Source organism: Thermorhabdus hydrogeniformans, from assembly GCF_049310025.1.
GTDB lineage: Bacteria > Bacillota > Thermosediminibacteria > Thermosediminibacterales > Tepidanaerobacteraceae > JBJYKD01.
The window spans coordinates 48726-62503 of the sequence record NZ_JBJYKD010000016.1; the positions used below are offsets into that span (position 1 = coordinate 48726).

The following is a 13778-nucleotide window of genomic DNA, read 5'->3' on the forward strand; positions in this document are numbered from 1 at the left end:
TTAAGCAGGCATGTACATCAATTAAAATAAAGAAAAAAATTTTCAGGAATTGCCGGTCAAGTTTTAAAAACCGCCGGCAATTCCCCAAATAAATAAAAGGGGGATCTGTATGGAACATAGAAAAAACCCTGTGGCTCTTTTACCTCTGGCTGTATTTCTGGCATTATTTTTGGGGACGGGCATTTATTTCAATTTAAAAGGAGTGGATTTTGCCTTTTACCAGCTTCCCTCGCCGGTGGCAGCAATGGTGGGTATCATAATAGCTTTTATTATCGGAAAAGGAAGTATTGACGAAAAAATGGATACCTTTGTTAAAGGCGTCGGTGAGAGCAACATCGTCATCATGTGCATGATTTACCTTCTGGCGGGAGGATTTTCCACTGTGGCCAAAGCCATGGGCGGTGTGGATTCTACCGTTAATTTCGGCCTTTCCATCATACCGCCAGGTCTAATACTCCCCGGAATATTTATCATAGCGGCTTTTGTAGCCACCGCCATGGGTACTTCCATGGGCACCATCGCCGCGGTGGCTCCGATTGCGACGGACATGGCGGTAAAAGCTCACCTCCCGCTGGCCGTGGCGGTAGGAGCCGTGGTGGGAGGGGCCATGTTCGGGGACAACCTTTCAATGATTTCAGATACGACCATAGCCGCTACCAGAACCCAGGGCTGCGCCATGAAAGACAAGTTTATAATGAATTTCAAGATAGCCCTGCCGGCCGCCATCCTGACTATAATAGTTATGATAATTTTCGGCGAGAGCGGTCAGGTACCCGCCTCCCTTCAATACAATGTGTTGAAAATACTCCCCTACCTTGCGGTTTTAATACTTGCGCTTTTGGGAATGAGCGTCTTTCTGGTCTTAATCATAGGAACTTTACTGGCGGGCGTCATAGGCCTGGCCGACGGCAGCTTTACTTTTATCGGGTTTACTCAGAAGATATATGAGGGTTTTGGTTCCATGCAGGAGATTTTCATCCTTTCACTTTTAATCGGGGGTTTGGCGGCGTTGATAACCAGAGAGGGAGGTATAGATTACCTGCTGGATGTAATAAGCCGCAGGATTAAGAACGTAAAAGGAGCGGAACTTGGCATAGGCGCCCTGGTATCCGTGGCGGACATCTGCACGGCCAACAACACGGTGGCCATAGTCATAACCGGTCCCATGGCCAAAAAGATATCCGACGAAAACGGCGTGGACCCCAGGCGCAGCGCCAGTATGCTGGACATATTTTCCTGTGTATGGCAGGGCATCATCCCTTATGGCGCTCAACTGCTGCTGGCTGGAAGTATATCAAAACTTTCTCCCATAGAGATAATGCCGACACTATATTATCCCTATCTGCTGGGCCTAATGGCACTCATCGCCATCGGCCTGGGATTTCCGAAAGTAAAGAGCGCCGCTCGATAATTTTTCATTTTTCATATCTATTTCAAAATCCTTAAATATGCCGACTTTGACGGTATCCTCGTCGGAGTATACTTCCGGACGGCCGTATTTTCCGTTTTCGCTCAGCTTAAAAACCATGACCGTTTTCCCCTCCGGCCAGACAATCCAGTATTCTTTGACGCCGGCCTTCTCGTAAAGGGAAAGTTTAAATATCATGTCTTTTTTTGACGTGGAAGGTGACGTTATTTCGATGATAAGATCCGGAGCCCCCCTGCAGCCTTTTTCATCCAGCTTTGAACTGTCACAGAATTTAACAAAAAGAATAAAGTAAAGATTTGCATTCTATGCTATAATAAAGCTATACCATTATGCTGGGTTGGGTGCCGGGCCGCCGCAATCACCCGTAACGACTTTCTATATTTTGAATAAGAATCACAACTATGGGGGAGAACCAATTATACGTGGTTCTTGAGAAGAAACTATGAAAAGAAGGAGAATCACAACTATTGGGAGAGGACCGCATGCAGTATCGAGACTATCATGTCCACCTGGAGCGGGGACCGTATACCGTCGAATGGATGAAGAGATTTCTGGACGAGGGCCGCAAAAAAGGCGTGATTGAAATAGGCTTTTCCGAGCACGGCCACAGGTTCGTCCAGGCAGGGGACATTTACAGGAGCTCAGGCTACAGGGGCCGATGGGCGGCTTCGGAAGCCACGGAGGATATTGAGGAATACATCGATATAGTGGAAAAGGCCAAAAGCCTTGGGTTTCCCGTGAAGCTGGGGATAGAGATGGACTATATCCCGGAATATGAGGAGGAGATCCGTGAGTTTGTAAACCGCTATCCCTTTGACTATGTGCTGGGTGCCGTCCACTGGCTGGGGGATTTTGGCTTTGACAACCCCGACCTCTTTGATGAATGGGAACGGCGGGATGTTGACCGAACTTATGAAGAGTATTTTGACGTTTTATTGAAGGCCGTAAGGTCCGGCATCTTCGACTGCATCGCCCATCCGGATGTGATAAAGGTTTTCGGCCACAGGGCGCGCCGGGACATGGGGGGCATTTATGCGGAAGTGGCACGGGCTCTGAAAGAAAAAGATATATGCGCCGAAGTAAGCACTGCGGGACTCAGAAAACCGGCGGGTGAACTGTACCCGTCGCCCCTGATGATGGAATATTTTAAGGAGTATGATGTCCAGCTTTTGATAAACTCCGACGCCCATGAACCGGAAGATGTGGGGAGGGACTTTGACAAAGCCCTGGAATTTTTGAAGGGGTATGGATATGATAGATTATTTTACTTTCACAGGAGAAAAAAGATGGTAAGCCGCTTGAGTGAGGTTGAGGTTTAAATGTTCAATGTGGTGCTGGTGGAGCCGGAGATACCGCAAAATACCGGCAATATAGCAAGGACATGCGCCGCAACGGGCTGCGTCCTGCATCTGGTCGGTCCGCTGGGCTTTTCTCTGGACGACAGGTATTTAAAAAGGGCGGGCCTTGACTACTGGCCGCTGGTGGATGTCAGGTATTACGAGAATTATCGGGAATTTGTAGAAAAAAATCCCGGCGCATCCATGTATTTTCTCACCACTAAGGCCAAAAAATGTTATGCCGACGTGACATATGAACCCGGGTGTTATCTGGTTTTTGGCAAGGAGACAGCCGGCCTCCCTCAGGAACTTTTGAATGCCCACCGCGAAAGGTGCGTGAGAATCCCCATGGTGGATGACGCCCGTTCGCTGAACCTTTCCAATTCGGTGGCCATAGTCGTATATGAAGCTTTAAGGCAGAACGGTTTTCGAGGTTTGAAAATACAGGGGCCATCCAAAAAATGATGTAAAATCGTCTCAAAATCTCCTGAATTATATTTTTTAGGAGATTTTTTTGTTGTGTATTGACAGAAAGCAATTATACTAGTATAATCGTATACAATAATACATAGCGCGGGAGGTATTCACAATGACTGCAAGTTTTTTGGGCAGGACAGTAAAAATTGTGGACACCACATTGAGAGACGGGGAACAAACGGCGGGAGTCGTATTTGCCAACCACGAGAAACTTGAAATCGCCAGGATGCTGGATGAACTCGGCATAGACCAGCTCGAAGCGGGCATCCCCGCCATGGGCGGCGATGAAAGGGAAGCCATAAAATCCATAGTCAAAGCCGGCCTTTCGGCCAGCATAATGGCATGGAACAGGGCGAACATAGAGGATATAAAGGAGTCCCTGGACTGCGGCGTTGACGCGGTGGCCATTTCTATCTCCACATCGGATATCCACATAAAGAACAAATTGAAAAAGAGCCGGGAGTGGGTTCTGGAGCAGATGGCAAAATGCACGGAATTTGCAAAGAGTCAGGGGGTCTACGTCTCTGTAAACGCCGAAGACGCCTCCAGGACAGATATGGAATTCCTGGTAAAATTCGCCCGGGAAGCCAAAAAGGCCGGGGCCGATCGCCTTCGGTTTTGCGATACCCTGGGGATTTTGAATCCTTTTAAGACCGCCAGGATGGTCGGCGAGCTCGTGGAAAAAGCCGGCATCCCCGTAGAAATGCATACGCACAACGACCTGGGGATGGCCACGGCAAACGCTCTGGCAGGGCTCGAGGCCGGTGCGACCTATGTGGGGGTTACCGTCAACGGCCTGGGTGAAAGGGCGGGGAATGCGCCGCTGGAAGAAGTGGCCATGGCTTTGAAATATGCCATGGGCTATGAAGTCGGGATAAAAACTTCTTTATTAAAGGAACTCTGCGAGTACGTTGCCAGGGCGTCGGGGCGCCCCCTTTCGGTAAATAAGACTATAGTCGGTGACAACATATTTGCACATGAGTCGGGTATACATGCAGACGGTGTGATAAAAGACCCATCGACATATGAATTTCTGAATCCGGCCGAGCTGGGGCTTGAAAGGAAAATTATAATCGGGAAGCATTCGGGGACGGCCTCCATAAAAGCCAAATTGCAGGAATACGGCATTTTTATTGATGAAGAGACGGCGAAGGATATATTGAAAGAGGTGCGGGGTACGGCTGTGGCGCTCAAAAGGCCGCTTCTCGACCGGGAGCTTATTTCGATTTACAGGCACATCGAGCGATTACGGGAAAAGGCGGGGTAGAAAACCTGCAGCGGCAAAAATGTAACGATACGATAAAAAAATAAATTGAAAAAATGGTACAGCACAAAAGGGAGCCCACCGTAGCAATCGGGGCTCCCCTTTTCTTTTTTGGCTTGGTCTTAGACCTTGAAGCGGTTGACAAGAGCCGTCAAATTTTCCGCCAGTCTGGCCAGTTCCTGGGCAGAAGCGGCTACATTTTCCATGGTGGCCGTCTGCTCTTCGGAGGAAGCGGAAACCTCCTCGGTGCCGGCGGCGGTTTCCTGCGATATACTGGATATGTTTTGAATCATTTCCAGTATGTTTTCCACGTGGGTATACTGGGCCGTAAGCTCGCTTGAGATTTCCCTGGAACGCTGCGCGGCCATATCAATATCCTTTATTATTTCATTTATTTTTTCGTTGATATCCATAATGAGGTCCTGCCCCTCGTCCACTTCCCGAATGCTTTCGGCCATGGCGGTGACTGCAAATTTGCTGCTCGTCTGGATCTGCTTGACTATATCGGCTATCTGCTTGGCTGCCTCTCCCGACTGTTCCGCCAGTTTTCGCACTTCGCCGGCCACCACCGCAAATCCTCGGCCGTGCTCCCCGGCCCGGGCCGCTTCGATGGATGCGTTGAGAGCCAGGAGGTTTGTCTGGTCTACAATTTCCCGGATGATGGTGGATATGTTGCCAATTTCCCGGACCTTTTTATCAAGTTCCTCCATGATTTTGTTGGAGCGGTCCACCGATGATTTAATGGAACCCATCTTTTCTGTCGCAATCTGTATCTTCTGCTGGCCGTCTCTGGCGCTTTTTACCATTTCTTGGGCCGACTCCGCCGTTGACTGAGCGTTTTCCTCGACTTTGCCGTTGGAGACCACCAGCTGGTTGACTATCTCGGATATTTCGGCAAGCTTTTTGGCTTGTTCATTGGCGCCGGCGGCTATCTGCTCAATGGCTCCCGCTACCTGCTGGGTGGACTGCTTGCTCTGTTCGGCTCCGGAAGCCAGTTCCTCGGCCGATGCAGACATGCTTTCGGCCGCCTTCATTACTTCCTGAACAAGGTTTTTAAGATTTGTTATCATGAAATTGAAGGATGACGCGAGGGTGCCGATTTCCGTTGAATCCTTGATGTTTACGGTTTCGGACAGATTGCCTTCCGCAACGCTCTTGGTGACTTTAACCAGCCGGCTTATGGGAGTTGCTATGTAGCGGCCTATCAAAAGTCCCACCGCAAGGCTCAGCACGGCCATGAAGATGGCGGTTATGTAAATGGTTCTGGTGACATTGTTCGTATGGGCGAAGGCTTCATCCACAGGCTGCTGGACGAAAATGCCCCACCCTGTGGTTTTCTGGCGGCCGTAAGCGACAAATTTGCGTTCTCCGTCGTAGGAATAAACTGCGAAACCGCGCTTTCCGGCCAGGGCCTGTTTTACGAAGTCAAATTTGGAGAGGTTTTCCCGCGCCTTTACAACTTTATATTCCTTGTGGGCTATAACCGTTCCATCCACATCGGTGATATAGGCGTAGCCTTTTTGCCCGATTTTCATGTTCATGACGATTTTCGTAAGGCTGACCAGGGAAATATCGGCGTTAAGGACGCCTATCGTTTGTCCCGTATCGGATAAAATGGAATTTGAAATGGATATTATAAAATTGCCTGATGTAGGGTCTATTCTAACGTTGGATATGTAAGTTTTATTGCCGGAGATGGCCTCCGTATACCATGATTCCTTTTTTACATCGTAGTTGTCTGGAAAACTGGCAAAAGGAACCGCAAAAACTTTACCTGCCGTGTCCGCAATGTATATCCTCAATATTTGCGGGTTTTGCTGGGTCATATCGTAGAGGAAGGGAGTGATCTGCGACTCGTCCATGGTCCTTACCACTTTCGTGGTGGCCAGGAAAGTAACGAGATTTTTGTTCTGTTCCACGAATAAGTCTATATTGTCATTCAGATTATCCACAATAATGCTGACTTTTTCCTCGATTTCCCTTTCCATGGCCGATTTTGAGAAGTAGTTTACAATTACGCCCATTACAATCAGCGGGACCAGTGCCATTACTATCAGAAAGACGGCGAGGCGTGTTTTTAAACTTTTATTCAAAAGCAAGACCCCCTTTGAAATTTTGGTGAGACAATAAAAAAGCCCTTTCGGGCGTTGAACCAATGAATGGTGCAGCCTGGCAGCCATAGCGTAAAGCCTTAGGCCCATAGCTTTGCGCCCGCCCCTTTCGGGGAGTTTGCCAAAAAACAAATATTTTTGTCCAATTATATCAAATTTTGCCACTAACTGCAACCGAAGTTGAAAGATGGTTTTAATAAAAGTATAATGAAATTGTGCGATTTATATTGTTAATTTAGGATTTTTGACTATTGAGAAGCTGGAGGAATTGATAGTGCAAACCGCTGAACACAGTGTCCTTCTTAGGCTGGCCCCGGCTGAAACGGTAAATAAGGGCCTCGAGTATTATAAAGCGGGGGCTGTAAGAAGGATTTATGTTGACCGTGACAAAATATATGCCCTTGTAAGGGGGCAAAGAGATTATCAAGTCATTCTGTATTTAAGAGGCAAAATTTTAGAGAGCTTTCATTGTACGTGTCCTGCCTATATGCAATACGAAGGGGCATGTAAACATATCATTGCAACCATATGCCATATAATGGAGAACGGAGTACAACAAAAAAACACATCCCCTGTTGAAAAAAACGATGTTGAAGCCGAGGTTTTAAAAGAACTGCTTTCGAAAACTCCTGAAAAAAAGCAGGAGGTAAAGGTCGATTACCGCATAGAGTTTTTTCAAAATGAAATGTATGGCTTTATGGCGAGGATGGAGATGCGGCTTGGTATCGAACGCATGTATGTATTAAAAAACGTAAGAGAATTCCTCGAAAAAACCGCAAGAGGCGTGCCTTCTGAGTTTGGCAAAATGTTAAAATTCCATCCTTTACTCCACGACTTCTCGCCGGAAGACCGTGAGGTATTCCGTGTGATTAAAGAAATGTATGAAATAGAGCGAAGTCTTGCCAGGTATGGATCACCGCCAAAAATACTTCTCAGCGACAGATACGTAAACCTCAATATGACCTATTTGAAAAAAATAGCGTCGGCTATGGGAGGAAGAACCGTTTACATGACGGCACCTGAGGAGGGCCCGGTGACTTTTGAGCTTCACAGGCCGCCCTGCGGCGTAATGATCGAAAAATTGGGAGACGGCATTGCCGTAAAGGCGGCAGAACCCATAGGTAAGCCACTGGACCGGGAATGTCGGGTAATTTTGAAAGACGCCAGAATTTATATACTCGACACGGAAGACCCGGCTTATCCGTTTTTCAAAGGGCTTTTGATAAGAGGAAACAACGGGTTGAAATTTACCGGTGAAAATCAGAAAAAGCTGATTTCGGTGCTGCCGCGCCTGGAAAAAAGCCAATGCGTGGAAATTGCCGCAGACCTCAAGGATATGTTCGTCAAGAGACCGCTGAGGCTGAGTATGCGTATTGACGGCTTCAAGAAGGGAATCGCCGCAGATATAAAATTTATTTACGGGGACAGAGAGATTGATCCGTTCAGCGGCGACGACGGTTTCATCATAAGAGATTACGAGAAGGAACAGTACATATTGAAACTGCTGGACGACAGCGGCTTTTTGAAAGAGAAGGGCAAATTGGTCCTTCAGGATGACGACAATCTTTACGCCTTCATAAAAGACGCACTGCCGCACCTTGCCGAAATGGGGGACGTGCTTTATTCCGCCGACGTAAAGCACCTTTTTTCAACAAAAACTCCTAAAATAAAATCTTCGATAAGATCCCTGGGCGGAAACCTGCTGGAAATAGATGTGGATTTTGAGGGCATTGACCGCAAGACCGCTGGCGAAATATTGCGCTCAATAAGGGAAAAAAAGAAATACTACAAATTAAAAAACGGTTCTTTCCTCTCTCTTGAAGATGAAAAAATTAAAAATCTGGCCGGTCTTCTGGAAGATGTACCGAAAGAGGATATAAAGCAAAACGCAGTCAGCATTTCAAAATACAGGGTAATGGGCTTTCTGGGGAAGAACCGCGGCCGGGTTTCGCCGCCCCTTGAACACATGGAAACATTTGAAAAGGTCATAGATGACATCGTAAATTCCCGGAGTCTGGAGATAAATCCTCCCGCAAGCCTTGCCGGGATACTCAGAGAATATCAGATCACGGGATTTAAGTGGCTCAAGATCCTGGCGGATCACGGCCTTGGCGGGGTGCTGGCAGATGACATGGGCCTCGGCAAGACACTTCAGGCGATAGCCTTTTTGCTTTCGGCAAAGGAATCAGGGGCGAGACCGCGCACATCTCTCATTGTAACGCCCTCAACCCTTATCTACAACTGGGAAAATGAAATAGCAAAATTTGCCCCGCAGCTTAAGACGACGGTGATATCCGGCACGGTGGCCGAAAGGAGGAAAATGATAAAAAAGCTGGACGAATGCGACGTGGCCATAACCTCATATCCGCTGCTGAGAAATGACGTGGACCTTTACTCTTCACATTCTTTTTATTGTGTGGTGCTGGATGAAGCCCAGCATATAAAGAATTTCGAGTCTCTCAACGCCAGATCCGTTAAAAAAATTAATTCCCATGCCAGATTCGCTCTGACCGGAACCCCCATGGAAAACTCTCCGGCCGAATTGTGGTCTATTTTTGACTTTATCATGCCAGGCTATCTGTATTCTTATAAAAAATTCAATGAAAATTATCAAAAGCCCATACTGAACGGGGACGACGGCGCCCTCCAGGAACTGAGAAAGCTCATATCGCCTTTTGTATTAAGGAGGACTAAAAAAGAGGTATTAAAAGAACTTCCGGAGAAAATAGAGACCACCCTGAAAGTTGACCTAACGCCCCAGCAGAAAAAACTGTACCTTTCATATCTCATGAAAATAAAAGGCGAAATAGAAGAAAAAATAGAGCGGGAAGGTTTTGAAAAAAGCAGGATGCACATATTCTCCGGGCTGCTCAGGCTCAGGCAGATATGCTGCCATCCGGGGGTATTCATCGAAAACTACAGGGGCTCCAGCGGGAAAATGGAGCTTTTGGAAGAACTGCTGGAAGGACTGGTAGAGGGCGGCCACAGGGTTCTCATATTTTCCCAGTTTACGTCAATGCTCTCATTGATTAAAAAAAATCTGGAGAAGATGAATATAAGGTATGCATATCTGGACGGGAGCACCGGCGTTTCGGAAAGAAAGAAGATAGTGGATGATTTCAACAACGGCGCCGGGCAGGTGTTTTTACTTTCGCTCAAGGCGGGGGGAGTGGGCCTGAACCTGACCTCGGCGGATACGGTGATTCACTTTGACCCGTGGTGGAATCCCGCCGTGGAAGAACAGGCCGCCGACCGGGCGTACAGGATCGGCCAGGAAAACAATGTCCAGGTTTTCAGACTCATAACCCGCGGCACCATTGAAGAAAAAATTGACGAACTGCAGAAGAAAAAGAAAGACCTGGTGGATTCCATCGTTTCAGAAGGCGAGGTCTTTATAAACTCCCTTTCGAAGGAAGAGGTCCTGGAACTTTTTCGGGTGAACTAATTCCTTTTAAATGAGATAATTCTTTTGAAATGGAATACAGGTTTAAATCGAAAATGCAAGGAGCATGACTGTGAATAATGGAGGCTTATTAAAAGCAGGTCAAAAAATTCAAATTTCCATTGAAAGTATGGCCCACGAAGGCCAGGGCGTCGGGAGGATCGACGGCCTGGCGGTGTTCGTCGAAGGCGCCCTGAAGGGAGAAAAAGTGCTGGCCAGGATAGACAAAGTGGCAAAAAGCTATGCCATAGCTCATGTGGAAGAAATCCTCGAGCCATCGCCCCGCAGGATAAACCCTGAGTGTCCCGCAGCCTTTCGCTGCGGAGGCTGCATGCTGCAGCACCTTTCCTATGAAGGCCAGCTGGAATTCAAAAAAGAAAAGGTAAAGGACAGCCTTCAGAGGATAGGCCGTATTTCTGCCGATGTTTTTGACACCATAGGGGTCAAAAACCCCACGGGATACAGGAACAAGGCCCAGTACCCCGTGGGGAAGGTGAGCGGGCAGGCCGTGCTGGGATTTTACGAAAGGCGCACTCACAATATAGTTCCGTCTGAAAACTGCATGATACAGCATCCGGCCAGCAACAGAATTGCCAGGATAGTAAAGGAGTGGATAGAGCGGTACAATGTGCCCGTTTACAACGAAATAACGCACAGGGGCCTGGTGCGTCATGTGGTGACAAGGGTGGGCTGCAGGACCGGAGAAATCATGGTCATCCTGGTGATAAACGGCGATAAAATTCCCCGCCAGCAGGAACTGGCAGACCTTTTAAAAGAAGGCGTTCCGGGCTTTAAAAGCCTTGTTTTAAACATAAATAAAAAGAAAACAAACGTCATAATGGGCGAAGAAAATATAACCCTTTTCGGCCCCCCTTACATTCACGACTGCATCGGAAACATAAAATTTCGACTGTCCCCGATTTCCTTTTTCCAGGTAAATTCCCTTCAGGTGGAGGTGCTCTACAATAAAGCTCTGGAATACGCAGAACTTACGGGGAAAGAAACCGTCATCGACACCTATTGCGGCACAGGCACCATCACTTTGTTTTTGGCCCAGAAGGCAAAAAAAGTTTACGGAATAGAGGTGGTGCCCCAGGCGGTGGAAGACGCAAGGCACAATGCTAAAATAAACGGCATAAAAAATGTGGAGTTTTTGGAAGGAGCCGCCGAGGAGGTCCTGCCGGAACTTGCAAAAAAAGGCATAATGGCCGATGTCGTGGTCATGGACCCGCCCCGCCGCGGGTGCGACGAAAAACTCCTGGAAGCCGCGGTAAAAATGTCCCCGGGCAGGATGGTTTACGTCTCCTGCAACCCCGCCACCCTGGCCAGGGATCTCCGGTTCCTGGAAGACCGGGGCTACAAAACCGAAAAAGTTCAGCCGGTGGACATGTTCCCGTATACGTATCACGTGGAGTGCGTGGTATCGATTAAAAGAAAACACAACTGAAATTTTCACGGGTGCCGGCCAGTATGACAACAACTGTTGAGCCGCCTTCTTCAATGATTGTATAAGCCAGCTCATAATTATAGCAAAGAAACAAAGAAATCAAGAAGGGGCAAGGGGGTTTATAGATATTAGGCTAACGGGTATATAAAAACACAAGATGAGCTGTATGTTCGCAATTTATTTTTATAGTTTTTTAGTATTTGTTTAACTATGTTGAAGGCGGAATTTAGAAGGATTTTTCGACACTTTGTCAAATTATATATTAGCAAGTAACACAATTTGTCTAAATTTAACAATATTTACCAGGTAATTTTAATGGTTCAGCAACTTGCAAACTCTTTCTAGACCTAAATAAAAGAGAGAGGAATTTTTAGTTGCTGCAGATAAATAATATTTTAAAAAGACGACCGCACTATAATAAAATTACAAATGTATATATACCTGTCATATACAAATTTTGGGTTTCCCAGATTTTAGCGATATTATGGATGATATTTTCTATAAAACTCTCAATGCCATGGCTGAAGGAACTAAAAAGTGAAACAGGTTTTCCTTTAGCTTTATTTGCCATTACGTTTATTGCGTATGTACCGGGTTACCTTGTTATGTTTACCACGGTAAGTCTTCTTTTAGACAGACAACCTGGATTAAAAAAACCGACCCCCGATATCCCAGTAACCATACTAATAGCCGCAAAGAACGAAGCAGAGAGAATAACTACCACCCTTCGGTATATAGCAAATCAAGATTATAAAGGCCAAATATATGTAATTATTGTAGACAACAACTCTACAGATAAAACATCGCAAATTGCTGAAAATGCGGCAGAAGAATTTGGCCTTAAATGCGTATGTCTTTTCGAAGCAAAGCCGGGTAAATGCCACGCGCTAAACACAGGTTTAAAAGCGATAAAAACAGAATATTTTATAACTCTCGACGCGGATACAATTCTTCATAAGAAGGCTATTAACAACATAGTGGCAAGGATTTTAAGCTCTCCATCAGATGTCTGCGCAGTGGCTGGACACGTACTTGTAAGAAATAGTCGAGACAATCTTCTTACAAGGATACAGGAATGGGATTATTTTATGGGGATTGCGTCGTTAAAAAGAATGCAGGGGTTATACCAGGGTACGCTTGTAGCTCAGGGAGCGTTTAGTCTATATAAGACAGATGTAGTGCTGCAGGTTGGCGGATGGACTGACGCGATAGGCGAAGACATTGTATTAACATGGAAGTTCTTTGAAAAAGGATACAGAGTATATTTTGAACCCCTAGCAATAGCTTTTACAGAAGTGCCAAGAAAATTAAAACACTTCGCAAGACAGAGATCGCGCTGGGCACGGGGAATGTTTGAGGGACTGAAAACTGCAGGTCCATGGAAACAGCAGAGACTGTTTTCCATATTTTTAATCAGCATAGATATTTTAATTCCATTAATAGATATTGCTTTTACTTTTATTTGGATACCTGGCCTAATATTAGCATTTTTTGGTAAATATTACATTGTAGGACCTTACACTCTTTTTGTGCTTCCTTTAAATTTTTTAGTGACTTTGCTAATGTACATATATCAAAAAAATGTTTTTGATTTTTTAAATTTGAGAGTTCGTAAAAACAGAATAGGGTATGTTGTTTATTTATTATTTTATCAAATAATACATTCTCCTATTGCAGTCTGGGGTTATATTCAGGAACTTTTAAAAATGCGTAGAATATGGAAATGATGTGTTTTTATTCCATGAAATGAATTGAATTAACCGGAGGTATTAATTGATGAATGCATCTTTGCCTAAGAAAATCCTGATTGTGGAAGACAGCAGGCTTAATGCACAGATAACGGCAGATATTTTAAGTAAATACGGATACAAAACAGAAATGGTGCGCACGGGAGAAGAAGCTGTAGAAAAAGCCCGCAGCAGCCAAGGCCCCGATCTCATCCTGATGGATATAGAACTGGAAGGAAAAATTGACGGGATAGATGCGGCACGCATAATACAGCGGTTTAAAGACATTCCTATTTTATTTCACTAGCGTTGCATAAATAAAAAATTCATTTGTCAACTATAAAACAGCAAAGAAAATTAAATAAAACTGAAGAAAAAGCAAGAAAAGCCTTGTACTATTAAAAAAAATCCTTTATAATAGAGATATGGGGTAGTCCTTGCCCAAATCTCTAATATAAAGGAGCAACAAAATGCAAGGCAAGGATACCATAAATTCCACATTAAGTCAACTGTTTAATCCATTATCTGACAAATGCACTCTTCA

The 13778-nt window shown here is 45.8% G+C and carries 8 protein-coding genes, 2 pseudogenes and 1 riboswitch; of the genes and pseudogenes, 8 read left to right on the forward strand and 2 right to left on the reverse strand.

Annotated features, from left to right (window positions below; translation table 11 throughout):
- The first annotated feature begins 109 nt into the window (after positions 1 to 109).
- The gene (locus ACKX14_RS09380; protein ID WP_422446951.1) at positions 110 to 1411 is read left to right on the forward strand and encodes a Na+/H+ antiporter NhaC family protein; all 1302 of its coding nucleotides are present in this window, start codon (positions 110 to 112) and stop codon (positions 1409 to 1411) included.
- Here ACKX14_RS09380 and ACKX14_RS09385 read toward each other — a convergent pair.
- A pseudogene (locus tag ACKX14_RS09385) lies at positions 1352 to 1705 on the reverse strand (Uma2 family endonuclease); the annotation flags it as partial. The gene ACKX14_RS09380 and the pseudogene ACKX14_RS09385 overlap by 60 nt on opposite strands.
- A 206-nt stretch (positions 1706 to 1911) precedes the next feature.
- Here ACKX14_RS09385 and ACKX14_RS09390 point away from each other — a divergent pair.
- The 3 genes from ACKX14_RS09390 (at position 1912) to nifV (ending at position 4510) form a co-directional block, all read left to right on the forward strand.
- Entirely contained in the window at positions 1912 to 2748 is an 837-nt protein-coding gene (locus ACKX14_RS09390; RefSeq protein ID WP_422446953.1) for a histidinol-phosphatase HisJ family protein, read from the forward strand.
- The gene (gene trmL / locus ACKX14_RS09395; RefSeq protein ID WP_422446955.1) at positions 2749 to 3231 is read left to right on the forward strand and encodes a tRNA (uridine(34)/cytosine(34)/5-carboxymethylaminomethyluridine(34)-2'-O)-methyltransferase TrmL; all 483 of its coding nucleotides are present in this window, start codon (positions 2749 to 2751) and stop codon (positions 3229 to 3231) included. It begins immediately after the preceding gene.
- Positions 3232 to 3355: 124 nt separating this feature from the next.
- Entirely contained in the window at positions 3356 to 4510 is a 1155-nt protein-coding gene (gene nifV / locus ACKX14_RS09400) for a homocitrate synthase (RefSeq protein ID WP_422446957.1), read from the forward strand.
- A gap of 119 nt (positions 4511 to 4629) precedes the next feature.
- Here nifV and ACKX14_RS09405 read toward each other — a convergent pair whose 3' ends face one another.
- The gene (locus tag ACKX14_RS09405) at positions 4630 to 6600 is read right to left on the reverse strand and encodes a methyl-accepting chemotaxis protein (RefSeq protein WP_422446959.1); all 1971 of its coding nucleotides are present in this window, start codon (positions 6598 to 6600) and stop codon (positions 4630 to 4632) included.
- Positions 6601 to 6667: 67 nt separating this feature from the next.
- A riboswitch (cyclic di-GMP riboswitch) is annotated at positions 6668 to 6751 on the reverse strand.
- Between the two features lie 141 nt (positions 6752 to 6892).
- On the opposite strand from ACKX14_RS09405, the gene ACKX14_RS09410 reads away from it, so the two are divergent.
- From ACKX14_RS09410 to ACKX14_RS09425, 4 genes and pseudogenes are all read left to right on the forward strand, one after another.
- Positions 6893 to 10063, forward strand: a complete 3171-nt coding sequence (locus ACKX14_RS09410; protein ID WP_422446961.1) for a DEAD/DEAH box helicase — start codon at positions 6893 to 6895, stop codon at positions 10061 to 10063.
- A gap of 70 nt (positions 10064 to 10133) precedes the next feature.
- A complete protein-coding gene (gene rlmD / locus ACKX14_RS09415; protein WP_422446963.1) occupies positions 10134 to 11507 on the forward strand; it encodes a 23S rRNA (uracil(1939)-C(5))-methyltransferase RlmD in 1374 nt (457 codons plus the stop codon).
- 374 nt (positions 11508 to 11881) lie between these two features.
- Positions 11882 to 13234, forward strand: a complete 1353-nt coding sequence (locus ACKX14_RS09420) for a glycosyltransferase family 2 protein (protein WP_422446965.1) — start codon at positions 11882 to 11884, stop codon at positions 13232 to 13234.
- Positions 13235 to 13283: 49 nt separating this feature from the next.
- Positions 13284 to 13535 (forward strand): annotated as a pseudogene (locus ACKX14_RS09425) (response regulator); the annotation flags it as partial.
- Positions 13536 to 13778: the final 243 nt, after the last annotated feature.